This window comes from Streptomyces sp. 130, assembly GCF_007096885.1.
In the GTDB taxonomy this organism is placed as follows: domain Bacteria; phylum Actinomycetota; class Actinomycetes; order Streptomycetales; family Streptomycetaceae; genus Streptomyces.
This window is the reverse complement of sequence record NZ_VJNO01000008.1, coordinates 174675-200602: the sequence shown is the minus strand read 5'-3', so window position 1 is coordinate 200602 and position 25928 is coordinate 174675. Positions and strand designations below refer to the sequence as shown.

General features: G+C 72.0%; 24 protein-coding genes. 12 read left to right on the top strand and 12 right to left on the bottom strand.

Going from position 1 to position 25928, the window contains the following annotated elements:
* Positions 1–25: 25 nt before the first annotated feature.
* A complete protein-coding gene (locus FKN01_RS10255) occupies positions 26–208 on the bottom strand; it encodes a hypothetical protein (protein ID WP_143618745.1) in 183 nt (60 codons plus the stop codon).
* On the opposite strand from FKN01_RS10255, the gene FKN01_RS33095 reads away from it, so the two are divergent.
* A complete protein-coding gene (locus tag FKN01_RS33095; protein WP_260696838.1) occupies positions 209–4081 on the top strand; it encodes a hypothetical protein in 3873 nt (1290 codons plus the stop codon).
* A 4-nt stretch (positions 4082–4085) separates the two neighbouring features.
* On the opposite strand, the gene FKN01_RS10235 is transcribed toward FKN01_RS33095, so the two are convergent.
* The gene (locus tag FKN01_RS10235; RefSeq protein WP_143618820.1) at positions 4086–4766 is read right to left on the bottom strand and encodes an alpha/beta hydrolase; all 681 of its coding nucleotides are present in this window, start codon (positions 4764–4766) and stop codon (positions 4086–4088) included.
* Between the two features lie 222 nt (positions 4767–4988).
* Here FKN01_RS10235 and FKN01_RS10230 point away from each other — a divergent pair, with 222 nt between their 5' ends.
* Both FKN01_RS10230 and FKN01_RS10225 read left to right on the top strand, forming a co-directional pair.
* Entirely contained in the window at positions 4989–6143 is a 1155-nt protein-coding gene (locus tag FKN01_RS10230) for an adenosine deaminase (RefSeq protein ID WP_143618741.1), read from the top strand.
* A gap of 134 nt (positions 6144–6277) precedes the next feature.
* On the top strand, positions 6278–6592 hold the full coding sequence (locus FKN01_RS10225; protein ID WP_143618739.1) for a hypothetical protein: 315 nt from the start codon (positions 6278–6280) through the stop codon (positions 6590–6592).
* An 86-nt stretch (positions 6593–6678) separates the two neighbouring features.
* On the opposite strand, the gene FKN01_RS10220 is transcribed toward FKN01_RS10225, so the two are convergent.
* From FKN01_RS10220 to afsQ1, 5 genes are all read right to left on the bottom strand, one after another.
* Positions 6679–6882 (bottom strand): PspC domain-containing protein, encoded by a 204-nt coding sequence (locus FKN01_RS10220; RefSeq protein ID WP_143618737.1) that lies wholly within the window; start codon positions 6880–6882, stop codon positions 6679–6681.
* Between the two features lie 90 nt (positions 6883–6972).
* Positions 6973–7521 (bottom strand): VanZ family protein, encoded by a 549-nt coding sequence (locus FKN01_RS10215; protein WP_143618736.1) that lies wholly within the window; start codon positions 7519–7521, stop codon positions 6973–6975.
* A gap of 134 nt (positions 7522–7655) precedes the next feature.
* The gene (locus FKN01_RS10210; protein ID WP_143618734.1) at positions 7656–8267 is read right to left on the bottom strand and encodes a hypothetical protein; all 612 of its coding nucleotides are present in this window, start codon (positions 8265–8267) and stop codon (positions 7656–7658) included.
* Entirely contained in the window at positions 8264–9805 is a 1542-nt protein-coding gene (locus FKN01_RS10205; RefSeq protein ID WP_143618732.1) for a HAMP domain-containing sensor histidine kinase, read from the bottom strand. Before FKN01_RS10205 ends, FKN01_RS10210 begins: the two co-directional genes overlap by 4 nt.
* The gene (gene afsQ1, locus FKN01_RS10200; protein WP_026171255.1) at positions 9802–10479 is read right to left on the bottom strand and encodes a two-component system response regulator AfsQ1; all 678 of its coding nucleotides are present in this window, start codon (positions 10477–10479) and stop codon (positions 9802–9804) included. The genes FKN01_RS10205 and afsQ1 overlap by 4 nt, the downstream gene beginning before the upstream one ends.
* Before the next feature lie 221 nt (positions 10480–10700).
* On the opposite strand from afsQ1, the gene FKN01_RS10195 reads away from it, so the two are divergent.
* Positions 10701–11444: a SigE family RNA polymerase sigma factor gene (locus tag FKN01_RS10195; protein ID WP_143618730.1), complete on the top strand. Its 744-nt coding sequence runs from the start codon at positions 10701–10703 to the stop codon at positions 11442–11444.
* Positions 11445–11671: 227 nt separating this feature from the next.
* Here the strand turns inward: FKN01_RS10195 and FKN01_RS10190 are convergent, their stop codons facing one another.
* Both FKN01_RS10190 and FKN01_RS10185 read right to left on the bottom strand, forming a co-directional pair.
* Positions 11672–12298 carry a hypothetical protein gene (locus FKN01_RS10190; protein ID WP_143618728.1) on the bottom strand — a complete coding sequence of 209 codons (627 nt, stop codon included), beginning with the start codon at positions 12296–12298 and terminating at the stop codon, positions 11672–11674.
* Between the two features lie 129 nt (positions 12299–12427).
* A complete protein-coding gene (locus FKN01_RS10185; protein WP_260696837.1) occupies positions 12428–13057 on the bottom strand; it encodes a uridine kinase in 630 nt (209 codons plus the stop codon).
* 141 nt (positions 13058–13198) lie between these two features.
* On the opposite strand from FKN01_RS10185, the gene FKN01_RS10180 reads away from it, so the two are divergent.
* Positions 13199–13615 carry a hypothetical protein gene (locus tag FKN01_RS10180; RefSeq protein ID WP_143618726.1) on the top strand — a complete coding sequence of 139 codons (417 nt, stop codon included), beginning with the start codon at positions 13199–13201 and terminating at the stop codon, positions 13613–13615.
* Positions 13616–13685: 70 nt separating this feature from the next.
* Here FKN01_RS10180 and FKN01_RS10175 read toward each other — a convergent pair whose 3' ends face one another.
* Genes FKN01_RS10175 through deoC form a run of 3 tightly spaced genes read right to left on the bottom strand, consistent with a single transcriptional unit; the run spans position 13686 to position 16961 of the window.
* Entirely contained in the window at positions 13686–14579 is an 894-nt protein-coding gene (locus tag FKN01_RS10175) for an aldehyde dehydrogenase family protein (protein ID WP_143618724.1), read from the bottom strand.
* Complete coding sequence (locus tag FKN01_RS10170) at positions 14569–16008, bottom strand: aldehyde dehydrogenase family protein (protein ID WP_143618722.1); 1440 nt, start codon at positions 16006–16008, stop codon at positions 14569–14571. Before FKN01_RS10170 ends, FKN01_RS10175 begins: the two co-directional genes overlap by 11 nt.
* A gap of 5 nt (positions 16009–16013) precedes the next feature.
* Positions 16014–16961 (bottom strand): deoxyribose-phosphate aldolase, encoded by a 948-nt coding sequence (gene deoC / locus FKN01_RS10165; RefSeq protein ID WP_143618816.1) that lies wholly within the window; start codon positions 16959–16961, stop codon positions 16014–16016.
* A 135-nt stretch (positions 16962–17096) separates the two neighbouring features.
* Between deoC and FKN01_RS10160 the strand changes: the two genes are divergently transcribed.
* From FKN01_RS10160 to FKN01_RS10130, 7 genes are all read left to right on the top strand, one after another.
* Positions 17097–17735, top strand: coding sequence for a PH domain-containing protein (locus FKN01_RS10160; protein WP_143618720.1), 639 nt, complete (start codon positions 17097–17099; stop codon positions 17733–17735).
* A gap of 168 nt (positions 17736–17903) precedes the next feature.
* Entirely contained in the window at positions 17904–18275 is a 372-nt protein-coding gene (locus tag FKN01_RS10155) for a hypothetical protein (protein WP_143618718.1), read from the top strand.
* 61 nt (positions 18276–18336) lie between these two features.
* Positions 18337–19338 (top strand): phosphate ABC transporter permease subunit PstC, encoded by a 1002-nt coding sequence (gene pstC, locus FKN01_RS10150; RefSeq protein ID WP_143618716.1) that lies wholly within the window; start codon positions 18337–18339, stop codon positions 19336–19338.
* Positions 19339–19351: 13 nt separating this feature from the next.
* Positions 19352–20575: a phosphate ABC transporter permease PstA gene (pstA, locus tag FKN01_RS10145; protein ID WP_143618714.1), complete on the top strand. Its 1224-nt coding sequence runs from the start codon at positions 19352–19354 to the stop codon at positions 20573–20575.
* Positions 20572–22281 (top strand): phosphate ABC transporter substrate-binding protein PstS, encoded by a 1710-nt coding sequence (gene pstS / locus FKN01_RS10140; RefSeq protein WP_221939363.1) that lies wholly within the window; start codon positions 20572–20574, stop codon positions 22279–22281. The genes pstA and pstS overlap by 4 nt, the downstream gene beginning before the upstream one ends.
* Positions 22278–24731, top strand: coding sequence for a hypothetical protein (locus tag FKN01_RS10135; RefSeq protein ID WP_143618712.1), 2454 nt, complete (start codon positions 22278–22280; stop codon positions 24729–24731). The genes pstS and FKN01_RS10135 overlap by 4 nt, the downstream gene beginning before the upstream one ends.
* Positions 24732–24945: 214 nt before the next feature.
* Complete coding sequence (locus FKN01_RS10130; protein WP_221939362.1) at positions 24946–25914, top strand: substrate-binding domain-containing protein; 969 nt, start codon at positions 24946–24948, stop codon at positions 25912–25914.
* Positions 25915–25928 lie beyond the last annotated feature (14 nt).

The window sequence follows — 25928 nt, the reverse complement described above, 5'->3', positions numbered from 1 at the left end:
CCCACCGCGACCAGCCCTGCGGGCATCACCGCTTCCCACCGCCACGCCGCAGCAGGATCGTCAGCGTCGCCCGCGCGTCGCGCCGGCGCTCCGGGCTGCGGAAGAGCACGGAGGAGGCAGCGACGGTGACGACGGCTCCGACGTAGGCGAGGCCGGTGGCGGCAGTTCCTTGCAGGACGGATTCGAGGACGGGCGGCAGGCCGGACATGTGGATCTCCTCACGGGTGTCGCCCGGGGCTTCTCCGCCGGGCGGCGTGCCTCAGATATCGGCCATGAACCCAGTATCCGGCGAAGTCCGCTGACGCGAAACAGTGCAGTATCCGCAGGTCAGAGGGGAATGAATATGTGTCCGGTGAAGTCTTCGGCGGGCGACGGACGAGGCGAGCCAGCACAGGGGCCCACCTTCATGAGCAAGTTCAAGGAGTTGTACGAGGCCGCGGGCGGCCATTCCGGGGTGGGATATGCGCGCCTCGTGAGCCACGCCGCCAAGCACGGCTACGAGGTGGACAAGAGGCGTTTCACCGACTGGTTCAACGAGACGCCCCCGACGAAGGCGGAGTACGCCAAGTGCGTCCGGGACGTGCTGATCCCCTTCTTGGAGGACCGTGCGGAAGGGCTTTCACCGGGGTACCGCAAGGCACCGCCGGGCTTCTGGGCCGCCTGGCTGACGGCGGCAAAGGACCTCAGCAACAGCGGGAGGGGCGGCCCCGGGCCGCGCGTTCACGGGTCTTCCCGGGGCCGTCTGCTCCGTGGAGCGTCGCCTGCCCTGCTCCAGGTGCTTCCCGGCGTTCTCGACGGCCGGGACGAGGAACTGGCGGCACTCCAGGCATTTGTGAAGGCGCCCGACGGTGCACCCTCCTACCTGTGGTGGCAGGCGGGCCCCTGGGCCGGGAAGACGGCCCTGGTGAGCTGGTTCGCAATCCATGCACTGCCCGCTGGGGTGGATGTCGCGCACTACGTCATCTCGCGCCGCCTGGCCACCGACCACCGAGACGGCTTCGTACAGGCGGTCAAGGAACAGCTGGCCGTCGCGGCGGGGAAGAGGCGCTACCCCTCAGTGTCCGTCCAGAAGCCGAACCTTGAGCCGTTGTACAAGGCAGCGGCCCAAGAATGTGAGCAGCGTAAACGGCGGCTCGTGCTGATCGTTGACGGGCTCGACGAGGACGCCGACGTGGATGTGGTCAGCACAGGCATCGCCGGGCTATTGCCGAAGGCTCCCCCGCACAACATGCGTGTCATCGTCACCGGGCGTCCTCACCCACGGGTGCCGGTGAACCTGGCTCCGGACCATTGCCTACGGGACCCTGCCATCGTCCGGCAGCTCACCCCCTCACCTGCGGCGCAGATCATCCGCGACATGGCCGTGGCAGAATTGCGCGTCCTTCGCGACGACCGCGCCATCGGTCGCCCACTGCTGGGTCTGCTGGCCGCCGCGCGAGGTGCCCTCACCGCAGAGGATTTGGGGGAACTCCTTGAGATCCCGGCATGCGATGTCGAGGACAGACTCCGTACCGTCGTCAGCCGTTCTCTGGCGCCGACACGCGCCGACCTCCTGCCCCTGGACGTCAGGACTGCGGAGGAGGCGCGAGCCGGTCGACAGACTCTCGTACTGGCCCACGACGTTCTGCTCCAATCCGCGTGCCAGGACTTGGGAAAGCCCTTTCTCGCCCGGAGCATCCACAGCCTGCACCGCTGGGCGCTGGTGTACCGGGACCAGGGCTGGCCAGAGAGCACACCCAACTACCTCCTGACCGGCTACATCCGCCTCCTCCAGGACACCTCGGACGCCGCGCGTCTCGACGCTCTCGTCCTCGACCCCCGCTTCCAACTCCGCCTCGCCGACCGCTCCGGCGCCGATGTCGCTCTCGCCCATCTGTGCCTGCTCGCCCACCGTCACAGGGAGCAGGCGCCCCTGGGCCCGGCCGTCGCGGCCGCCGTTTCCCGGGAGATGCTGCTGGGCCAGGTGCGGCCGATGCCCGGGGCCGTCGCGCAGGCCGTTGCCCGGCTCGGGGACCCGGGGCGGGGGCGAGCGCTGGCGGCCGCGTCGGGGAGTGCCGTGGACAAGGCGCTGCGGCTGGCCGACCTCGCGGAGACGGTGCGGGTGACGGATGTTCAGGAGGCCGCCGCCACCGCCCGGGAGGCGGAGCGGTGGGCGCGTACGGCACTGCGGGAGGCGGACCGGGGCGGCTACGTCACCGATGAGGCGGAGGGTGCGGCAGCGCGGGCGGCCCTCGCCCTGCTGACGACGGCGACAGGCCGCGACCAGCAGAAGCAGCACGCGGACGGTCTCGCCCTGCTCCGTTCCACCCGGGGCACCGGATCGGCCCGCATCGACGCATGGGCATCGGCCGCTGCCCTGCTGGCACCGGAGCATCCGCAGGACGCGGCACGGCTCCTGGACGAACTGGAACAGCGGGCCGAGCCTGGGGACGGCAGCGGCGTGGCCGTCGCGGTGCAGGTCTGGCAGACGGTGGCGGCCGCGGACCCCGACCGCGCCGGCCGTCTGCACGACCTCGCGCTGGAGCACGTAACGAGGGTGTGGCAGGAGGCCCCCTCACTGGAGGCCGTGGCCACGCTCGCCGCCACCGCGTCGTTCGTGGCACCCACCCGTCCTGCGCAGGCCCGGCAACTCGCGGCCACCGCCCGCGACCACCTCGAAAGCGTACTGCGCGCGGATGCCGGGGAGCGTTCGCCGGCGGACGCCTTCCACCTGGAATTCGGTTTCCAACACACGCTCGCCGTGCTCGCCCAGGCACTCACCGACGTGAGGACGCCGGAGGAAGCCACCCGCATTCTGGAGCTCGGGCAGCGCGCCGTGGCTCCTGAGCCCGTGCTCGCCCCGGAAGAGCCCGCCGCCGAGGATCACGCGTTCACCGAGGCCACCGTGCTCGCTGAACAAGCCGTCCTCCTCGCCGGACGCGGAGCCGTGGACGACGCGGAGCACCATCTGCAGCAGGCGCTGGCCCTCCTGCCCCTGGCGGGGTCCGGCGACCGGGGGCCCGTCTGGCTGCCGGACCTGGCGGGCGCGCTCGTCCGAACCGACGCGGCCGCCGATCCCGAGCAACTGCTCGGCCTGGCGCGACACTCGGACGAGCGGGTGCGCGTACACGCGGCCATGGCCCTGGCCCATGCGGACCGCCACCGGCCGGCCGAGGCGCGCCGTCATGCCCGGGAAGCGGCCCGTGGGGCTGTCGGCAGGAGCTGGGCGTTTGTCGCGCAGGCTTTCGCCCGGGTAGGGGAGGTGGCGGCCGCCGTCGACCACGTCGAACGGCACCGGCAACCGCAGAGCCCGGGCGGACGGGCCGCCTGGCGGACGGCGGACCGGGCGGCGCGGGCCGCCGTCGCCGCCGAACTCGCTTCACACGACCCGGAAGCAGCGTACGAACTCGTCCGTCCGGTGCTGGAACGCTTGCACGCGTCCCGGAAGGCGATCCGAAGCCTCGGGCTGCTGCCCGCGCTGGCGGAACTCCTCCCCGCCGTCGCAGATCTGCCGCCCCACCAACAGCAGCTGTTCCACGAGGTCATGGCAGCCGAGCGGGAGCAGGCGACGCGGAGCGATCCGGCCACCTGGCGCCCCGGAGATGTCCTGGTGCAGGCGTTCCTGCGCATCGGTGACGGGGAAGAGCCCGTACATCAGCTGGAGTGGCTGACGCGGGACTTGAGCAGTCGCGGGGCAGCCCATTTCCCCACCGCCGCACTGGCCGTGCTGCACGCCACCCTGGGCGACCACACCGCCGCGCACCGCGTGGCCATGCTCCCTTCCGCCCCGCACCGCAGGGCCGTGGCGCTTACAGCGGTGGCCGCACACCACGCCCGCGTACCCTGCCGCCCCTGCCCCGTCCCTGACCCGATCGGCACGGACGCGTTCACACACACCATCCAGTACCTGGCGCTCCACACGACCCCGGCCGTACCGGCCGCCGTGCAACCCGCCACGCGAGCCCTGCGACACGCCCTGACCACACCTGGCTGGCATCACACGATCCCGGCCCTGTCCCACATCGCTCCCGAAACCATCGCCACCATCGGCGGCATCACGAAGACGCACCTGTGCACAGCAGGCGAAGCCGGGAATCGCTAGCCCCTCACCCCGCCCCCAACGACTCCCCGAACCCCGCCGCCAGCGGCATCCGCAGGCCCAGCGGCGGCGGTGCCGCCAGTGCGTCCGTGACCGGGCGGGCGTACGCGTGGCCGAACAGCGTGCCGCGTACGAAGTCGGCGGCCAATGCCGCTACCTCCGCGCGGTGCTGGCGTAGCGCGTGGCCGTCCGAGTGGACCTCGAAGCGGCAGGTGTCGCGGTTGGTCTTCTTGGCGCGTTCGGCCAGGCGGAAGGAGAGGTCCGGGGCGCAGCGGGCGTCGTTGGTGCCGTGGACCAGCAGGACCGGGCGGCCGACCAGGTGCTTGACCGGTTCGGGGGCGGCGGACGGGTCGCCGGGGAGCCAGGGGGCCATGGCCAGGACCGCGCCGACCGCCGGGTGGCCGCCCGCGCGGAGGGCCGCTCGGGCGCCCATGCCGTGGCCGGCCAGGCAGAGGGGGACGTCGCCGTAGCGGCGTACGGCCTCGTCCACCGCCCACTCGGCATCCGCCGCCAGGTGGGCGTCGTCCTCGTTCCAGCCGCGGCAGCGGTAGCGCACCACATGGGCGGTGAGGCCGTCGGCGCGGCCCGCGTGCGCCAGGGCGCGGGCCAGCGGGAGCAGGCGGGCGTGGGAGAGGGCGGAGGGGCGGCGGTGCGAGTGGGGTTCGCCGTCCGGGAGCAGCAGGACCACGCCGCCGACCGTTGCTGTTCCGGCCGCCGCTGTGACGGCCCGTCCCAGCCGTGCCGCCGGCTGGGGAAGTGCGCGCTGTGCCATGGCGTAACAGTGGCAGACGAGCGCGGGCACGCCACCCCTGTTCGCGGGGTCTGTTACGGAGCGGGGCGCGGGAAGGCTCGACCGTACCGTTATGCAACGACAAGCCCGCTCTACGCGCGTAGGCGCTACAGTGCCTGGATGATGAGCCAGACCCTTCACGTGCCCGGCCCGGACCAGATCCGGCGCGCCCCCAAGGTCCTTCTGCACGACCACCTCGACGGCGGTCTGCGTCCCGGAACGATCGTCGATCTGGCGGCGGCGACCGGTTACGACGCGCTTCCCGAGAACGAGCCCGACAAACTCGGCGTCTGGTTCCGGGAGGCCGCGGACTCCGGTTCGCTGGAACGGTATCTGGAGACGTTCGCCCACACCTGCGCCGTCATGCAGACCCGTGACGCGCTGGTCCGGGTTGCCGCCGAGTGCGCCGAGGACCTGGCGGCCGACGGGGTCGTCTACGCCGAGGTGCGGTACGCCCCCGAGCAGCACCTGGAGGCCGGGCTGACCCTGGAAGAGGTGGTCGAGGCCGTCAACGAGGGGTTCCGCGAGGGCGAGCGGCGGGCCCGGCAGGACGGCAACCGCATCCGCGTCGGCGCCCTGCTCACCGCCATGCGGCACGCCGCGCGCTCCCTGGAGATCGCCGAACTCGCCAACCGCTACCGGGACCAGGGCGTCGTCGGCTTCGACATCGCGGGCGCCGAGGCCGGGTTCCCGCCCACCCGGCACCTGGACGCGTTCGAGTACCTCAAGCGCGAGAACAACCACTTCACGATCCACGCGGGCGAGGCGTTCGGGCTGCCGTCGATCTGGCAGGCCATCCAGTGGTGCGGCGCCGACCGGCTCGGGCACGGGGTCCGCATCATCGACGACATCGAGGTCGCGGAGGACGGCTCCGTGAAGCTGGGCCGGCTCGCCTCCTACGTACGGGACAAGCGCATCCCGCTGGAGATGTGCCCGACGTCCAACCTCCAGACCGGCGCCGCGTCCTCGTACGCCGAGCACCCCATCGGGCTGCTCCGCAAGCTGCACTTCCGGGCCACGGTCAACACGGACAACCGGCTGATGAGCGGGACGAGCATGAGCCAGGAATTCGAGAAGCTGACCGAGGCTTTCGGATACACGCTCGATGACATGCAGTGGTTCACCGTCAATGGAATGAAGTCGGCATTCATTCCTTTCGATGAACGTCTGGCGATGATCAATGACGTCATCAAGCCCGGGTACGCCGAGCTGAAGTCCGAATGGCTTTTCGAGCAGACCGCTGCGACCAGCATGTCTTCCTCGCTGGCCGGCTGACGACGGCGTATGGGGAACGGCCGGGGGAAGTTTTCCCCGGCCGTTTTCCGTGGCGGCGGATGTTTGCGGAGCGGGGTAGCGGCTGACTACGTTGCGAAGCCGCTCACATCCCCTTCCCCAAGGATGAATGTCATATGAAGCAGTCTGCCGCCAGGACTCTCGGTGTCGCCGCTCTCGGTGCCGCTTTCGCCGCTGCCGCCGCCGGAACCGCGTCCGCCTCCGTGCTGCCGCTGGAGACCGCGACCAGCGTCGTGCCCGTCGCCGGTGCCGTGGCCGACGCCACCTCGACGCTGCCGGTCCAGGAGACCGCCGACCAGCTCCTCGGCACCAGCCAGACCAAGGTCATCGGCGACGCCACCACCCCCGTCAAGGGCCTCCTCGGCGGCCTGCCGGCCGGCGGTCTGACCACCAGCGGCCTGTCCGCCAACGGTCTCCCGATCGGCCGCTGAGCCGAAGCCGAAGCCGAAGTCGGAACACGCCCTGTGGGCGGGCACCCTGACCGGGGGCCCGCCCACAGGCATGTGCACCGGAACGGCTACCAGGCGGCCGAGGACGACGGCCGCTCCTGGGGCAGCAGCAGCCACAGCGCCAGGTACAGCAGGAACTGTGGGCCCGGCAGCAGGCACGAGACCAGGAAAATGACGCGCATGGTCCTCGCCGACGTGCCGAAACGCCGCGCCAGCGCCGCGCACACTCCGCCGATCATGCGTCCGTCACGGGGGCGGGCAAGTGCGGCCATGGTGAGCTCCTTCGCGAACCGTTGCGGGGAGCAGTCCGTTGTGCTCCCGATGCCTCCATCGTCGCGCGGCGAACCGGGCGAAGCGTCGCTCTACGGGGCCATCCCGACCCCGGAAATCGTCGGGGTCGAACCCTGAGGGGCCTCGTGCCCGCCGCGCGGCACCACCTGCGGCTCCGGACCGACGCGCCGGCGCAGCCGCGCCCGGCACGCGGGGACCACCAAGGCATGGGCGAGGGCGACGCCCGTCGTGTTCAGGAACAGCGAGTCCACGTCCACCACCTGGCCGGGCACCCCGGTCTGCCCCAGCTCGATGGCCAGCGAGATCAGCGAACCGGCCGCGACCGTACGGGCCAGCGAGAGCCACGGGGACACGTACAGCCGGCCCCCGGCCATCGGGAGCAGGACGCCCAGCGGCGCCAGCAGCAACAGCCCGCCGCCGATCCGGCGGAACGCGGCGGCGGGGCCGAGCGACAGGTCGGCCCTGATACCGGCGAACGGTGACAGATTGGCGGCGTCCATCCACGGCACGTCCAGCGGGCGCAGGGTGAGCCACCCGACGAGCAGCAGATGCGCGAGGAGCAGCGACACCCCGGTCGCGCGGAAGCGGATGACGGCCCGGCCGTCCGTACCTTGACGCACGAAGCCCTAGACGCGGGCGGCGGCAGGATCGGTTCCGCAGGCCCCGGGGAGACCTGCCTCACCCCGGGCCGCCCCGCCACGGGCTGCCCCGCCACGGGCCGCCCCGCCACGGCCGCCTCACCAACGACCGCCCCCTACGGCACCCCCACCGTGCTCGGCACCGCCTTCGGGCTGGCCTTCGTCTCCGCCGTGCAGAGGTAACCGCGGGCCGGGTAGTCGCCCGGGCCGCCCAGGGTCACCGTGTCGCCGGGGGTCAGGGACTCGCTGTCCGCGAAGGTGCAGACGACCTGGGCCAGGGCCTCGGCCGACAGGTCCTCCGGCTGCTCGTTGAGCCGCAGCGCGTCCTTCGCGTCGCCCACCCGGGGGCCGAAGACGCGGAGCGATGCGGGCACCTCGGTGGAGAAGCCCGCCTGCCGTTCGTCCGCCGTGGGCTGCCTGCGCAGCTCGTCCAGCAGATCCGTGGCGATCGCCGGCCGGTCCGACCCGGCCTCCCGCGCCCGCACCGTCCGGTCCACCGTCACCAGCTGCGAGGCGCAGATCAGGTACACCTGCACGGGGATGCCCCGCCGGGCCTGGGCCGCGGCGTCCTCGGCGGGCATCGCGCACGGCACCCGGGACGGGGCGGCGCCCGCGTCCACCGGCACCGAGGTCGTACGGATGCCGCAGCCCGCCGCCAGTACGGCACAGAGTGCGGCACCTGCCAGGGCGGCGGCGGTTCGGTGTCCCCGGCGTTCGCTGCGCCTCACGTCGCGTCGTCCTCCTGGTGGTCCGGTATCGGTGCGTCGTGATCCCCGGCGGTACGGCTCGGCGCGCCGGGGTCGCGCGGCAGGCGCAGCACGAAGATCGCGCCGTCGCCGTCGGGGGAGTTGCGGGCGGTGATGTCGCCGTTGTGGATGTGCGCGTTCTCCATGGCGATGGAGAGCCCGAGCCCGCTGCCGTCCGAACGCGGCCGGGACGCGCTCGCCTTGTAGAAGCGGTCGAAGACGTGCGGCAGGACGTCCTCGGGGATGCCGGGGCCGTGGTCCCGGACCTCGATGACCAGCTCATCGCCCTCGATGCGCACCGAGACCCGTACCGGCGAACCGCCGTGCTTGAGCGCGTTGCCGATCAAATTGGCCAGGATCACGTCGAGCCGGCGCGGGTCGAGGCGGACCATCGTGCCCCGCTCGGCATCCAGTTCGACCGCGTCCAGCCAGGCGCGGGCGTCGATGCAGGCGGTCACCTGGTCGGCGACGTCGACGTCGTCCAGGACGAGACGGGCGGTGCCCGCGTCGAAGCGGGTCACCTCCATGAGGTTCTCCACGAGGTCGTTCAGCCGGCGGGTCTCGCTGACCACCAGGTTCACCGCGGGGGCGATCATCGGGTCGAGGCTGTCGACCTCGTCCTCCAGCACCTCCGTGACCGCGGTGAGCGCCGTCAGCGGCGTGCGCAGCTCGTGCGACATGTCGGCGACGAAGCGGCGGCTGGCCTCCTCGCGGGCGCTCATGTCCGCGACCTTCTTCTCCAGCGAACTGGCGGTCCGGTTGAACGTCCGCGACAGATCGGCCAGTTCGTCGGTGCCGGAGACCACGAGCCGGGTGTCGAGCTTGCCCTCGCCGAGCTTGCGGGCCGCGTCCCCGAGCCGCTGCACCGGCCGCAGCACGGTCGTCGCCGCCGCCTGGGCGAGCAGCGCCGAGCCGACCAGGGCGAGCGCCGTGGCGATCCCCAGCGACCAGGCGAGCGAGCTGAGGTCCTGCCGCTCCTGGTCGAGCGACTTCAGCATGTAGCCGGTCGGCCCGCCGCCGATGATCTTCGTACCGGCGACGAGATACGGCGTGCCGCGTATCGAGGTGCGCTGCCAGAACAGGTGGTACTCGTACTTGTTGCCCGCCTTGACCGGCTGCTTGCGGTCCACCTGCTCCCGCAGCGACAGCGGTACGTTGTCGCGGGTGAAGGTGTCCAGGTCGCTGTTGCCGACGATGGGCTTGCCCGGGTCGCGCTCGTCGATCAGGAGCACGCTGTAGCCGGCGCTGCTGCTCGCCATCTGCACGGCGGCCGTCTGCAGGTCCTCCTTGGTGGGACGCAGCGGCAGCGAGGCCGCCCGGGACTGCATCTCCTGGCGGAAGTCCCCGAGCGCCGCGTCCTGCGTACGCGTGAGCACGGCCTCGCGGTTGAGCCAGTAGGCGATGCCGGAGGCCGAGACGGCGGCGGTCAGCGCGACGAGGCCGAAGACGATGACGAGCCGCAGCCGCAGGCTGGTCCAGCGGAGCCCGGCACGCAGGCCCCGCCGCACAGCCGTGCTCACTGCGGCGAGTCCAGCCGGTAACCCACGCCCCGCACCGTACGGATCAGGGTCGGCGACGACGGCACGTCCTCCACCTTGGCGCGCAGCCGCTGGACACAGGCGTCGACCAGCCGCGAGTCGCCCAGGTAGTCGTGCTCCCAGACCAGACGCAGCAGCTGCTGGCGGGACAGGGCCTGACCGGGCCGGCGGCTCAGTTCCAGCAGGAGGCGCAGCTCGGTCGGGGTGAGCTGCAGGTCCTCGCCGTTCTTGGTGACGGTCATGGCGGAGCGGTCGATCACCACGTTCCCGAACGTCGCGGAGTCGGTCGACTCCCGTTCGCCGCGGCGCAGCACCGCGCGGATACGGGCGTCGAGCACCCGGCCCTGCACGGGCTTGACCACGTAGTCGTCGGCGCCGGACTCCAGACCCACCACGACGTCGATGTCGTCGCTGCGGGCGGTCAGCAGGATGATCGGCAGCTGGTCGGTGCGGCGGATGCGCCGGCACACCTCGAAACCGTCGATCCCGGGCAGCATCACATCCAGCACGACCAGGTCGGGGCGCTGCTCGCGCAGCAGATTGAGGCCGTCCTCTCCCGTCGCCGCGGTGGCCACACGGTGGCCCTGGCGTGACAGCGAGAGTTCGAGGGCCGTGCGGATGGCGTCGTCGTCCTCGATCAGCAACAGGAAAGGCACTTGGTCATTCTGACCCATGGGGCCTCCCAGTTCGACAGTCGGTCCCCCCGGATGCCCCCGAGATGTGCCCCTTACGTCCCTCATGCATCCGGAAGCGCGGATTCGTGCCACCGCCGGGCCCTGTGACAGCCCTGTGACAGTCGGCGGACAGCGCCATGAAACTGCCCCGGCAAGCTCGTTGGCACAAGGAACGGACGGACTCCACCGATGGGGGGCGCGAGATGAACGCAACTCACAGCATCAACGCAAGCGCAGTTGTCACGCGTCTGCACGATGTCGGGCGGAGCACCGAGAAGTCCGGCGCCGCGGTGAACGGACGGGGGTGCGTTCGAGGCGCCGGGCGTCAGCACACGTCATTCATGACGGTGGTTGACGCGGGTAACGGGGGAAGCGCGTACGGGGAGGGCTCGGGGGAGCGGAAGGCACCGGAGCGGTCCGGGGACGCCGAAGCGGCGTTCACGGCCTACGTCCGGGAGCGCCGCGCCTCCCTGTACGCCACCGCCTACCACCTGACCGGTGACCGGTTCGAGGCCGAGGACCTGCTCCAGAGCGCCCTCTTCTCGACGTACCGGGCCTGGGACCGCATCAGCGACAAGGCCGCTGTCGGCGGTTATCTGCGCCGCACGATGACCAATCTGCACATCAGCGCCTGGCGCAGGCGCAAGCTGAACGAATACCCGACCGAGGAGCTGCCGGAGACGGCGGGCGACACGGACGCGATGCGCGGTACGGAGCTGCGCGCCGTGCTCTGGCAGGCGCTGGCGCGCCTCCCCGAGCTGCAGCGCACGATGCTCGTCCTGCGGTACTACGAGGGTCGTACGGACCCCGAGATCGCGTCCATCCTCGACATCAGTGTCGGCACGGTGAAGTCGAGCATCTGGCGGTCGCTCCGCCGGCTGCGCGAGGACGAGGTCCTGAGCTTCGGCCGTGACGAGGAGGAGTCCTTCGGCGAGCTGGTGGCCTGAAGGCTGAGGGGGAAACGGGGGCGGGGGCGCTGCCGCGCCGGGGGGACGCGGTGGTGTTGTCACGGGGGAGGCTACGGGGGGCCCGAGGGATACGGGGGTATCTCGGGGGACAACGGGGATACGGGGAAGCTGCGGGGTCGGACGGGCCGGGGGGCCTTTCCGGCCCCGCGGCGTTTCCGGCCTCGTTACCCGCCCGGCCCGGGTTCGGACCTCACCGGCCGGTGCGGTCAGCCGTACAGCAGGCCGGCGAGGTAGGCGGCGTCCGGCCCGTCGCACACGTGGACCAGGTTCCGCGGCGGGTGCTCGCCGGGCTCGCGGTCCACGAGCATGTGCCGGGCGTACGTCTGCCACCACTGAAGCACGCACGGGTCCTGCCGCCCTGACAGCAGCCAGACCTCCACGGGATCGGAGGCCGGGTGGTGCATGAGGCCGGCGCGGACCCGCCCGGACTCCACGGTGGTGGCCGCCCCGCCGTAGACCGCCCCGACCCCGGCCTCGCCCAGCACGACCCGCCGCTCGGCCTCCACCTCGAACCCCAGCAGTCGGACGGCCCGCCGTACGACGTCACGGATCTGCTCCGGCCCGTCCCACAGCAGGCGCCCTGCCTGCCGGAGCCGTTCGGCAGCGGCATCGGGAGCCACCACCGTGGCCCTGAACGCCTCCTCGGTCCGGGCTCGTTCAGCGATCCGGGCGGCGGCCCGCCGTGCGCTAGTACGCCACGGCTCGGCCAGGCCCTCCGGGCCGTCACCGGCACACTGGGCCGCCAGAGCCGCGTAGAAACCAGCAGCACGGTGGCCGCGCACCGTGCTGTGCGGACCGTCGAGCGCGTCGGGCTCGCAGAACACCACAGGCATGCCCAGGACTTCACACCGAACTCCACCGCCGGGCAAACCGTTTCCGGTCACCCGGCCCGCCACCAGGCGCACGGCTTCTGGTCCGACGACACCGGCGGCGCACCGCTCCGCGAGGAAAGCGCCCCGGGACTACCGCGCCGCCGGCAAACGGCACCGCCCCGCGGCCGCCGCCGCCAGGCGGCCCAGCGCCTCCGGCTTCGCGCAGGCGTGCGCGCCCAGCGCGACGTGGCGGGCCACGATGCGGCGTTCCGTACGCATCAGGCGCCAGCCCCGCCGCAGCAGGAACGGGACCGACTTGCGGCCCTCGCGCAGGTCGCGCAGGAGGCGGCGGCGGAAGGTCGTGGAGGGGCGGCCGCGCAGGCAGAGGGCGTCGGCCAGCAGGTCCAGGGACTGGCAGCGGTCGATGATGTCGGCCGCGAAGATGCCCTCGGCCACGAAGAGCGGGGTACGCCCGATGTGCAGGACCTCGTGCCCGGTGCGGGAGCTGGTGGCGATGTCGTACACCGGGACGTCGGTGCGGCCGGTCCGGCAGAGTTCCGTGATCGCGGTGACGGCCGCGTCGGCGTCCCAGGAGTCCGGGGAGTCCCAGTCGATGTCCGTACTGCCCTCGACCAGCGGCAGGGTGGGGTCGCCGGCCTCCTTGTAGAAGTCGTCGAGCCGCAGGACCGGAAGGCCGGTGCGGGCGGCGAGGGACGACTTGCCGGAGCCGGAGGGGCCCGTCAACAGGACGACGCGGGTCGAAAGCGCTTGGGAACTCACAGGACACCAGTGTGAGGCATTGACCCGAACAAGGGACCCCCCGGAGGTCCTGTTGGTCTCACTCCGCACACCTCAACTACTCTTTGCGTCCGGTTGATTACCCGACCGATGGTCCGATCGTCCCGATCAGGTGGGAAATCCATGGCACGTCACGCACTTTCCAAGTCCCGGCGGCGCACCCTGCTGCGCGCAGGCCTGACCGTCACCGCGGTCGGCGCCGCGCTCGGCGCGGGGGGTGCGGCGGCGCAGGCCGCCCCGCTGCCCGTCGTCCAGGAGACCGGGGCCGACGTCGGCCTCGCGGAGGCCACCGAGGCGGCCGGCGGCGCGGTCACCGGGGCGCTCGGGCAGTCGCTGAAGCACAGCGTCGCGCCCGTCACCCATCTGCGGCTCGACCCGCTGGCCGACACCGGCACCGACCCGCTGGACAACGAGGTGGGCGCCCAGGTCGCCGACTTCAAGCCGCTGTCCACCGCGCTGGTCACCGACCCGCTGACGAGCGGCGGCGCCATCAAGGACCTGCCCGTGGTGGGCCCGGCCGTGGAGGGGCTGCGCGGCTGAGCTTCCGCCGGCGGCGGGACGGCCCGTTCCCCGGAGGCGCCTCCGGGGAACGGGCCGTCGCCGTGTGCGGTTAGTACGAGGAGCCCGAGGCGCCCAGCGCGCCCGTCGGGTGCCAGACCGTCTTGGTCTCCAGGAAGGCCGTCAGGCGGTGCGTGCCCGGGTCGGCCGTCCAGTCGCTGTCCACAGGCTGTGGGCGCGAAACGCGCTTCAGGTTGTCCGCCGCCGCGATCTCCAGCTCCTTCGCCAGCTCCGCGTCCGCCCCCGTGAGGTCGATGCCGTTCACGTCCTGGTGGGCGGCGAGCGGGGCGGCGATCTCCGCGGTCTTCCCCGACAGGATGTTGACCACACCGCCCGGCAGGTCCGAGGTGGCCAGCACCTCACCCAGCGACAGGGCGGGCAGCGGGGACTTCGCGGAGGCCACCACGACCACCGTGTTGCCGGCCGCGATCACCGGGGCGATGACCGAGACCAGGCCGAGGAACGAGGACTCCTGCGGTGCCAGGACCGTGACCACACCGGTCGGTTCGGGCGTCGACAGGTTGAAGAACGGGCCCGCCACCGGATTCGCGCCGCCCACGACCTGGGCGATCTTGTCCGTCCAGCCCGCGTACCAGACCCAGCGGTCCACCGCCGCGTCCACGACGGCCGCCGCCCTGGACTTCGACAGGCCCTCCGCCTCGGCCACCTCGCGTACGAACTGCTCGCGGCGGCCCTCCAGCATCTCCGCGACGCGGTAGAGGACCTGGCCGCGGTTGTACGCGGTCGCGCCGGACCAGCCGCCGAACGCCTTGCGCGCGGCCACGACCGCGTCGCGCGCGTCCTTGCGGGAGGACTGGGGCGCGTTCGCCAGCCACTTGCCCTTCGAGTCCGTCACCTCGTACACCCGGCCGCTCTCGGAGCGGGGGAACTTGCCCCCGACGTACAGCTTGTAGGTCTTGAAGACGCTCAGTCGGTTATCGGACATCGAGGTACGCCTCCAGGCCGTGACGGCCGCCTTCGCGGCCGAAGCCCGACTCCTTGTAGCCGCCGAACGGCGAGGTCGGGTCGAACTTGTTGAACGTGTTGGCCCAGACGACGCCCGCACGGAGCTTGTTCGCCACCGCGAGGATGCGCGAGCCCTTCTCCGTCCAGATGCCGGCCGACAGGCCGTACTGGCTGTTGTTCGCCTTGGCGACGGCCTCGTCCGGCGTGCGGAAGGAGAGCACGGACAGCACCGGGCCGAAGATCTCGTCGCGGGCGATCGTGTGCGCCTGGGTGACGTTGGTGAACAGCGTCGGGGCGAACCAGTAACCCGCCGAGGGGAGTTCGCACGGCGCGCTCCAGCGCTCCGCGCCCTCCGCCTCGCCGGTCTCCGCGAGCGCGGTGATCCGGGCCAGCTGCTCGGCGGAGTTGATCGCGCCGATGTCCGTGTTCTTGTCCAGCGGGTCGCCGAGGCGCAGCGTGGACAGGCGGCGCTTGAGGGCGTCGAGCAGCTCGTCCTGGATCGACTCCTGGACCAGGAGGCGCGAGCCCGCGCAGCAGACCTGGCCCTGGTTGAAGAAGATGCCGGTGACGACGCCCTCGACGGCCTGGTCGATCGGGGCGTCGTCGAAGACGATGTTGGCGCCCTTGCCGCCCAGCTCCAGGGTGACCTTCTTGTCCGTCCCCGCGACCTGGCGGGCGATGGCCTTGCCGACGGCCGTCGAACCGGTGAAGGCGACCTTGTTCACGTCCGGGTGCTCCACGAGCGCCTGGCCCGCGTCGCCGTACCCCGTGAGGATGTTGACGACACCCTTGGGCAGGCCCGCCTGGCGGCAGATGTCCGCGAAGAACAGCGCGGACAGCGGCGTGGTCTCGGCGGGCTTCAGGACCACCGTGTTGCCCGTGGCGAGCGCCGGGGCGATCTTCCACGCGAGCATCAGCAGCGGGAAGTTCCACGGGATGACCTGGCCGGCCACGCCCAGCGGACGCGGGTTCGGGCCGTAGCCCGCGTGGTCCAGCTTGTCGGCCCAGCCCGCGTAGTAGAAGAAGTGCGCGGCGACCAGCGGGAGGTCCGCGTCGCGGGTCTCCTTGATCGGCTTGCCGTTGTCCAGGGTCTCCAGCACGGCCAGCTCGCGGGAGCGCTCCTGGATGATCCGGGCGATCCGGAAGAGGTACTTGGCGCGCTCGGAGCCGGGCAGCGCCGACCACTTCTCGAACGCGCGGCGGGCCGCCCTCACGGCCCGGTCCACGTCGTCGGCACCGGCCCGGGCGACCTCGGACAGCACCTCCTCGGAGGACGGGCTGACCGTCTTGAAGACCCTGCCGTCGGCCGCGTCGGTGAACTCACCGTCGATGAACAGGCCGTACGAAGGGGCGATGTCGACGACGGAGCGGGACTCCGGCGCCGGTGCGTAATCGAATGCGGATGCCATGGGTATCAGTCCACCGTCACGTAATCGGGGCCGGAGTAACGGCCGGTGCTGAGCTTCTGGCGCTGCATCAGCAGATCGTTCAGCAGGCTGGAGGCGCCGAAGCGGAACCAGTGGTTGTCCAGCCAGTCCGCGCCCGCCGTCTCGTTGACCAGCACGAGGAACTTGACCGCGTCCTTGGAGGTCCGGATGCCCCCGGCCGGCTTCACGCCGACCTGCACGCCGGTCTGCGCGCGGAAGTCGCGCACCGCCTGAAGCATCAGCAGGGTGTTCGCGGGCGTGGCGTTCGTCGCCACCTTGCCGGTCGAGGTCTTGATGAAGTCCGCGCCCGCCAGCATCCCGAGCCAGGAGGCCCGCCGGATGTTGTCGTACGTGGACAGCTCGCCGGTCTCGAAGATCACCTTGAGCCGGGCGGACCCGCACTCCGCCTTCACGGCGACGATCTCCTCGTACACCTTCAGATACCGGCCGGCCAGGAACGCGCCCCGGTCGATCACCATGTCGATCTCGTCGGCCCCGGCCGCCACGGCGTCCCGGACGTCCGCGAGCTTCACGTCGAGCGCGGCGCGCCCGGCGGGGAAGGCCGTCGCCACGGACGCCACCTTCACGCCGGAGCCGGCCAGGGCGGCGGCCGCGGTGGCCGCCATGTCGGGGTAGACGCAGACCGCGGCGGTGCGCGGCGTCGTGCGGTCGGTGGGGTCGGGATTGACGGCCTTGGCGGCGAGGGCCCGGACCTTGCCGGGGGTGTCCGCGCCTTCCAGCGTCGTCAGGTCGATCATCGAGATGGCGAGGTCGATGGCGTACGCCTTGGCCGTCGTCTTGACCGACCTGGTTCCGAGGGCGGCGGCGCGCGCTTCGAGACCGACCGGGTCGACGCCGGGCAGCCCGTGCAGGAAGCGGCGCAGCGCACTGTCGGACGCCGTCGCGTCGGCGAATGCGGGGAGGGTGGTGGGCATGGTCACCAGAGGAGCATATCTACGCGCGTAGCAGCCTGTACAGGGACCCAGGTCACCGAGGGGCGCCGCACCCGGCCCCCGCTGTCCGCCCGGCCGCCCCGGCGCCCCCGTGCCGCGTCAGGCACAATCGGGCTCATGACGAGCCCCACGCCTGCCGACGAGCCCACCTACGCCGACCGGACCTTCCGGTCGCCCGCCGGGCTGGCCGGGGGCGCCCTGCTGCTCCTGCTCGTCCTGCTGATCGGCGGCGACGCCGTGGTCCGGGGCAGCGGGCGGACGCCGTGGATGGCGCTCGCCGGGATGCTTCTCGCCGTGCCGCTGGTCGTCGCCTTCACGCTGCGCCCGGTGGTGGCCGTCAACGACCTGCGCATCCGCATCCGCAACCCGTTCCGCACGATCACGCTGCCGTGGAGCGACGTCGCCGACGTCCGCGCCGGGTATTCGAGCGAGCTGTTCACCCACGACGGCAAGAAGTTCCAGCTCTGGTCCGTGCCCGTGTCGCTGCGGCAGCGCAAGAAGGCCGCCCGCCAGCAGTCCCGGCAGGCGATGGACGACCCCTACCGCCGTACGTCCACGATCGCCGACGTACGCGACGCCAAGGCCCGCACGGCGGTCGCCGACCAGACCGTCGCCGACCTGCGCGAGCTGTCCGAGCGGGCGGGCGACAAGCCCGCGGCCGGCGCCCCCGCCGCCTCGGTGCGCTGGGCGTACGAGGTCATCGCCCCGGCCGTGGTCGGCGCGGTGCTGCTCGTGGTGCTGGGCGCGCTCGGCTGAGCCACGGGCGCCCGAGGACGACGCCCGGATGTATGCCGGGCGGCCTAGGCGCAACCAACGGGTGAAACCCGACCGGGTAGGCGGTTTTCCGGTGCCCCGGTCACCTCCGTCTCCTTACATTGCGCCTGCCGCACCGGCAACCGACCGGGCGGCGGGGGGTGGATTGCGATGACGGACGGCGCGAGAGCCGAGGCCGGCGGGGCACGGTGCCGGGTCGACGTGGGGGCCGACGGCGGCTACGAGTGGCGGCTGATCGCGCAGAACGGCCGTGTGGTCGCCGTGTCCGCGGGGACCGAGGACACGTACGCCCGGTGTCTGGCCGAATTCGGCGAGGTCTGCGCGCGGGCCGGGCAGCTGAGCGGCGGGGTGCAGCACGCCCCCGGCGGCAACGGCTGGATCTGGGTGCTGCGCGACGCGGACGGGCGGTCCGTGGCCGCGTCCGCCCGGTCGTACGAGCGGTACTCGACCTGCCGGGCCGCCTGCGAGCGGTTCCGGCTGCTCCTGGGCGAGCTGGGCGGCGTCACCGGAAGTTGCCCTTAGGGAACCCCTCGTTCACACACCAGTGCGAGCCCGGCCACCGCATCCCGCGACCGTCTGCCGCGTGACGAGAGATACGAGTGGGGCCGAGGTCGAAGTGCCCCGGCGGCTGTACGCGGATTCCGGGCTGCCAGACCGCGTCTTCCGCGGGGTGGCGCGCGGCGGCGGCGGACTGATCCTCGCCGTGATGCTGCTGGTCGGCGGGTTCCTGCTGTACCGCGCCTGGCAGGCGCTGACCCGGGCCGGCTGGTCGTTCCTGACCACCGAGACCTGGGAGCCGGACGCCGGACGCTTCGGGATCGCCGCGGTGCTCGTCGGGACCGTGCTGATCGCGGTGGTGGCGATCGGCGTCGCCGTACCGCTGGCGGTCGGCGGCGCGCTGTACATCTCCGAGTACGCCCCCGCCCGGCTGCGCCGCACCCTGATCAGCGTCGTGGACCTGATGGCCGCCGTGCCGTCCGTGGTGTACGGGCTGTGGGGGCTCTTCTTCTTCGAGGGGAAGATCCTGCCCACGGCCCGCTGGATGGCGACCTACCTGGACTGGATTCCCTTCCTCCATGTGAAGGGCGCCGATCCGGACGACCCGCTCGCCCCCGAGACCGTCTACACCTCCTCGACCTTCATCGCCGGAGTCGTCGTCGCGCTGATGGTGGCCCCCATCGCCTGCTCGGTGATGCGCGAGGTGTTCTCGCAGGCGCCCGTCGGCGAGCGGGAGGGCGCCTACGCGCTGGGCGCCACCCGCTGGGGCATGATCCGCAGCGTCGTCCTCCCGTTCGGCAAGGGCGGCATGATCGGCGGGACCATGCTCGGACTCGGCCGGGCGCTCGGCGAGACCATCGGCGTCTACCTGATCATCTCGCCGGTCTTCGAGATCCAGTGGCACGTACTGCAGAGCGGGACCAGCTCGGTCGCCGCGCTCATCGCCCTCCGGTACGGCGAGGCCAGCGAGTTCGGCATGTCCGCCCTGATGGCCGCGGGCCTCGCGCTCTTCCTCATGACCCTCGTCGTCAACTTCGCCGCGTCCTCCGTTGTCGCCCGCAGCCGCTCCGGCGCGGCGAGCGAATAGAGGCTGGAGACCCATGACCCTCGCACCCGAGAGACCCGCCGCCGCCGTGGAGCGGACGCAGCCGGCGGGGGAGCGGCGCCGCTCCACGCACCTGATGCGCGCCACCGACGTGTACGCCCTGCTGGGCGCCGCAGCCGCCGCGCTCTCCGTCACCGCGCTGCTGTTCACCCGGCTGCTGCCGTTCAGCGGCGCGGTCGGCTTCCTCGTCGTCGCCTACCTGCTCTTCCTCGGCCTGTACGCGCTGCTCGTGTCCTTCGACGAGAACGGCCCCGCCGTACGCGACCGGCTGGCCGCCGTCGTCGTGCAGAGCCTCGGCCTGGTCATGGTCGTGGCGCTCGGCTTCGTCATCGTGTTCACGCTGTGGCAGGGCCGCAAGGCGCTGCCGCACCTCAACTTCTTCACCGAGGACATGGCGAAGGCCGGCCCGCTGGACCCGCTGTCCGCCGGCGGCATCCTGCACGCCATTCTCGGCACGCTGGAGCAGATCACGATCGCCCTGGCCCTGACCGTCCCCAGCGGCATGGTCTGCGCGGTCTTCCTCAACGAGGTCCCGGGCCGCTTCGCCCGCTTCGTGCGCACGGTCGTCGAGGCGATGACCGCGCTGCCGTCCGTCGTCGCAGGGCTCTTCGTCTACGCGACGGTGATCCTGGCCCTCGGGCTCGACCGGTCCGGGCTCGCCGCCTCCCTCGCGCTCGCCGTGATGATGCTGCCGATCATCATCCGGGCCGCGGACGTGGTGATCCGGCTGGTCCCGGGCACCCTGCGGGAGGCCGCGTACGCGCTGGGCACCTCCCGCTGGCGCACCGTCTGGCACGTCGTGCTGCCCACCGCCCGGTCCGGACTGACCACCTCCGTCATCCTCGGCACCGCACGCGGCGTCGGCGAGACCTCGCCCGTGCTGCTCACCGCCGGATTCACCGCCGAGATCAACGGCGATCCGCTCTCCGGGCCCCAGGTCTCGCTGCCGCTGGCCACCTTCGAGTTCGTCAAGTCACCCGAACCCACCATGATCGCCCGCGGTTTCGGCACGGCGGCCGTCCTGATGGCCCTGGTCCTCGTGCTGTTCGTCATCGCCCGCGTCATCGGCGGGCGCGGCCCCGGCCAGCTGAGCAGGCGCCAGGAACACCGCCGGGTCCTGGCGTCGCGCCGGGACGCCGAGCGCTTCGCGGCCCGGTCCCCCGAGCCCCCGGCCCCGGCCCGGCCGATATCCACCGACACAGGAGTGAGTGACCAGTGAGACCGGCAACCGTCTCCCGACTGACCACGGCGGTGGCGGCACTGGTGTGCGCGCTGCTCGCCCTGCACCAGCCACCCGCCCAGGCGGCCGGATACACGAAGATCAGCGGCGGCGGCTCCACCTGGAGCTCCAACGCGCTCGACCAGTGGCGCCGCAACGTCTCCGCCAACAACGGCATGACGGTCAACTACGCGGCGGTCGGCTCCTCCGTGGGCCGCGAGCAGTTCAAGAACGGCACCGCCGACTTCGCCGTCTCCGAGATCCCGTACGGGCTCACCGAGGCCGGGATGCGCGACGCCCCGCCCAAGCGCGGATACGCGTACATGCCGATCGTCGCCGGCGGCACGGCCTTCATGTACAACCTGAAGATCGGCGGCAAGAAGGTCACCAACCTGCGGCTCTCCGGCGAGGTCATCACCAAGATCTTCACCGGGACGCTGACCATGTGGAACGCCCCCGAGATCAAGGCGGACAACCCGGGGCTCGCGCTGCCCGCCCGCCGCATCATCCCCGTGGTGCGTTCCGACGGCTCCGGGACGACCGCCCAGCTCACCACCTGGCTGGCCAAGGAGCACGCCGGGCTGTGGGACGCGTACTGCCGGCGCGCCGGGCGCTCCACCCCCTGCGGGATGACCTCGTACTTCCCCGTGGTGCCCGGTTCCTCCACCATCGCCAAGTCCGGCTCGCTCGGCGTCTCCGGCTACACCAAGCAGGGGCACGCCGAGGGGGCGATCACCTACGTCGAGTACTCGTACGCGATCAAGACCGGCTTCCCGGTCGCCAAGATGCTCAACGCCTCGGGCTACTACGTCGAACCGACCGCTTCCAGCGTCGCCGTCGCCCTGCTGAAGGCCCGGATCAACGAGGACAAGGGCTCCGAGAACTACCTCACCCAGATCCTCGACGGCGTCTACCGCTCCGGCGACCGCCGCGCCTACCCGCTCTCCTCGTACAGCTACATGATCGTGCCCACGGCCGCGGAGGCCCCCTTCACCACGGCCAAGGGCCGCACCCTCGGCACCTTCGCCAACTACTTCCTCTGCGAGGGCCAGCAGCAGGCCGAGGAGCTCGGATACTCGCCGCTGCCGAAGAACCTCGTCCAGGCGGGCTTCAACCAGGTGCGCCGCATCCCCGGCGCGCCCGCGTCGAGCGTCGACATCACGAAGTGCCGCAACCCCACGTTCTCCGCGGACGGCTCCAACACCCTGGCCAAGAAGGCCCCGTATCCCAAGGACTGCGACAAGCGCGGTCGCACCCAGTGCTCGGACGGCACGGCGGGCGCCAAGCAGCAGACCCGGGTCAGCTCCTCCGCGACCGGCGGCGCCTCCGGAGGCGGCGGCACCGGCGGTGGTACGGGCGGTGGCTCCGGCGGCACCGGCGGTACGGGCGGCGTCACGGGCGGCGGCTCCACGGGCGGCACGGCGACCGGCGGGGCGGCGGCCGACGGCGGTGCGGCGGCGGGCGGCGCGGCCACCGGCGCGGTCGACCCCGACACCGGGGAACTCCTCGACGCCACCGGCGGCGGCCAGGGCGGCGACGCCTCCGTCGTCGGCAACCCCGTCACCCTCGCCGCCGGCGACTCGCTCGGGCTGCGCGGCGCGCTGATGGCGCTCTCCGGCCTGCTGCTCCTCGGCGTGGTCGTCGGACCACCCCTCGTCGCGCGGGCCCTCGCCGCGCGTGGCCGCCGCACGGGAGGAGGGCGATGAACCGCATACGGGTCACGACCGGGATCGGCGCCCTGCTCGCAGCGCTGGTGATCGCCCTGCTGCCGCTGCCGGCCACCACGGCCCCCGCCCGCGCCGACTCCGGCTCCGACTCCGACTCAGCGGTGACGGTGAGCGGGAAGAAGGGGCAGTTCAACGACTTCTCGGACCTGAGGGTCACGGTGGGGCAGACGAAGAACCTGCGCGCCCAGGGGATACGGATCACCTGGACCGGAGGGAAGCCGACGCAGACCGGCTTCCGGGGCGACTACCTCCAGCTCATGCAGTGCTGGGGCGACGACGAGACCGGCCCCACCCGCGAGCAGTGCCAGTTCGGCGCGGCGCAGAACCCGGGAGCCTCCTCCGGCTTCACCAATCTGCGCCAGCTCTCGGTCGCCGACCCCGCCGAGACGCAGTACGTCGACAACGGCACCTTCGAGTCCTACGTACCCTTCCGGCCCGCGGACGGCGGGAAGCCGACCACGGGCTCGCGCGACTGGACCTACTTCAGCTCGCTGGACACCAACGAGGAGCCGTACGCCATCACCCACCAGGACGGCACCGGCGAGTTCACCTTCGCGGTGCAGACCCTGCGGGAGGCGTCCCAGCTCGGCTGCGGCGAGCCGGTGACGAAGCAGGGCAAGGTCACCGGACGGTCCTGCTGGCTGGTGATCGTGCCGCGCGGCGACACGGACACCGACGGCGTGCACAGCGCGACGACGGAGCTGCGCTCCTCCCCGCTGAGCGCCTCCAACTGGGCGACCCGCATGGTCGTCCCGCTGGACTTCCTCCCGGTCGGCGACACCTGCCCGGCCGACCGGGCCGAGCGGCGGGTGATCGGATCGGAACTGGTCACCGACGCGATGAGCTCCTGGCAGCCGGCGGTCTGCTCGGCGAAGGGCGGGGCGAAGTTCGCCTTCACCCAGGGCGGTGAGGAGTACGCCCGGGAGACGATCGCCCAGCCGCGCTCCGGAGCGCCCGGACTGGCGTTCACGGTGGCACCGGCCGAGGGCGGCGGAGCGGCCGGGACCCCCGTGCACGCACCGCTGGCCGCCGGCGGACTCGCCATCGGCTTCTTCGTCGAGATGCCGGGCAGCGGGCAGCTCGCCAGCATGAAACTCACTCCCCGGCTCGTCGCGAAAATGCTCACCTCCTCCTACCAGAAGGATGTGACCCGGGGCCGGAGAACGGTTCCCGAGCACATCGCGAAGAATCCCCTCAGCCTTTTCCACGACCCGGAATTCCAGCAGCTGAATCCCGCATTCGCGGACTGGAAGACGAACTCGCCCGCGCCCATGAGTCTCATGGTGCAGCTGGAGAGCTCCGACACGTCCGCACTGGTCTGGGAATGGCTCAGGTCCGACACCGAGGCCAGGGAATTCCTCTCCGGCACCCCGGACCCCTGGGGCACGAAGATCAACCCGTACTTCGAGGAGCTGGGGCTGGCCACGGACACCACCGTGTCCGACTTCCCCAAGGCCGATCCGACCCGCACATCGGTGACGATCGGAGACGAGGTGCTGGAGTACGGGACCACGGAGGTCGCGCCGTACGTCCAGGACATGCACGAGGGCGCTCTGCGCGCCCGGCGCGGCAACAACGGGGCCACGACGACCGCCGCGCTGGGCGGAAACGGCACCCCGGCCAAGCTCGTGAACACCCAGCCCCTGGCCGGCCAGCGCATGGTCCTGGCCCTCGTCGACCTCGCCTCGGCCGAGCGCTACGGGCTGCAGACGGCGGCCCTGCGCAACGCCGACGGCCGCTTCGTGGCGCCCACCGACGCGTCCGTGCTGGCCGGCGTCGCGGCGATGAAGGACTCCGCCGTGCCGGGCGTGCTCGACCCGTCACCCGGCGTCGCCCGGGGAACGGCCTACCCGCTCGCCGCGGTGGTCTACGCGGCGGCCTACCCGACCCTCCCGGCGGCCGACCGCGAGGACTACGCCGCCCTCATCCGGTACGCGGCCGGCGCCGGCCAGACCCCGGGCCTGTCCCCCGGCCAGCTCCCACCGGGCTACGCCCCCCTGCCCGCCGCCCTCCGCACCCGGGCGCTCGCCGCCGCCGACCGGCTCCAGAACCCGGGGCCGGCGGCCGGTGACCCGGACACCGGCCCGGCGTCGGGCCCGGGGAGCACCGGCGGTACCTCGGGCGCCACGGGCTCGTCGGGCTCGTCCGGCGGCTCCGGGGGAGCGGGCGGCGGCGCGGGCGGCGCGGCGGACGCGGGCGGGGGAGGGGCGGACCCCGACGCGTCCCGGGCACCGGCCCAGGCGGCCGGCGGACCGGGCGACCCCGCCGAGCAGAACGTCGCCGCCCGGTCCGCCGGCCTGACACCCGCCACGGTCCTCGGCATCATCCGCTGGGTCCTGCTCGGCGTCCTGGTCGCGGGCGGCGCCGCCGCCCTCTGCGGCCCGGTCCTGCTGCGCCTCTCGCTGCGGAAGGCCGTCCGGGCGGACTGAGTTCCCCCGGTGTCACCTCGTACAGGAATTCGTAACCTGATCAACCGTCGCCGTTGGTGGTCGCCGATATGAGAATCCGGAAAGGTAATCGGTGGCCGGCCGACGGGTCGGCGGCAAAGGGATTCGAATTCTGCAGAATTCCGAACCCTGCTCGAATTTCTTGAACGTCCATTCCTTCCATTCCTCGTATCCGTAACCACGGAGGAGAACAGAAGTGAACGTCAAGTCCCGCGCACGCATCGGTGCCGTCGCCGGCGCCGCAGCCATCGCCCTCGGCACCATGGCCGCCCCGGCCTTCGCCAACCCGCCCGCCGGCCAGTACCGGGTCCTCGCGGGTGTCGGTTCCGACACCACGCAGGACGTCGTCAACGGCCTCGGCGACGCGGTCGACAGCGGCACGCTGATCGCCTCGTACGACGCCACCGGCTCGGCCACCATCAAGACCCGTGCCACGGGCTGTCAGATCCCCCGGCCGAACGGTTCCTCGGCCGGTATCAACGCGCTGCGCAACGCCGTCGACAACAACACCGGATGCCTGGACTTCGCGCGTTCCTCGCGCGGCGTCGCGGACACCTCCTCGACGGACCTGACCTGGATTCCGTTCGCCAAGGACGCGGTCACCTTCGCCGTCCGCTCCGACAGCGCCCTGCCCAAGGCGCTCACGAAGGCCCAGCTCGTCTCCATCTACACCTGTGACACGACCACCCTCAACGGTGTGGCGCTGACCCCGCTGCTGCCGCAGGCGGGCTCCGGCACCCGCTCCTTCTTCCTGGCCCAGCTCGGCCTGACCGAGGACACCTTCGGCTCCTGCGTCGACGACACGGTCCAGGAGCACAACGGCGAGGCGCTGGACAGCGCGGGCGACATCGCCCCGTACTCCATCGCCCAGTACATCGCCCAGGGCAACGAGATCGACGGCGTCGTCGACCGGCGCGGCTCCGCCGTGCTCGGTTCGATCGACGGTGTGGACCCCCAGCTGGCCGACGGCACGCTCAACACCGCCTTCCCCTTCAACCGTGACGTCTACAACGTCGTCCCGACCGCGAAGCTCGGCGACCCGGTGATCGCCGCCGCCTTCGTCGGGACCTCGTCCAAGGTCTGCCTGCAGTCCGCCGTGATCAACACCTACGGCTTCGGCACCATCGCCACCTGCGGCGCCACGACCCTCAAGGGCGAGAGCTGACCACCACCTCACCA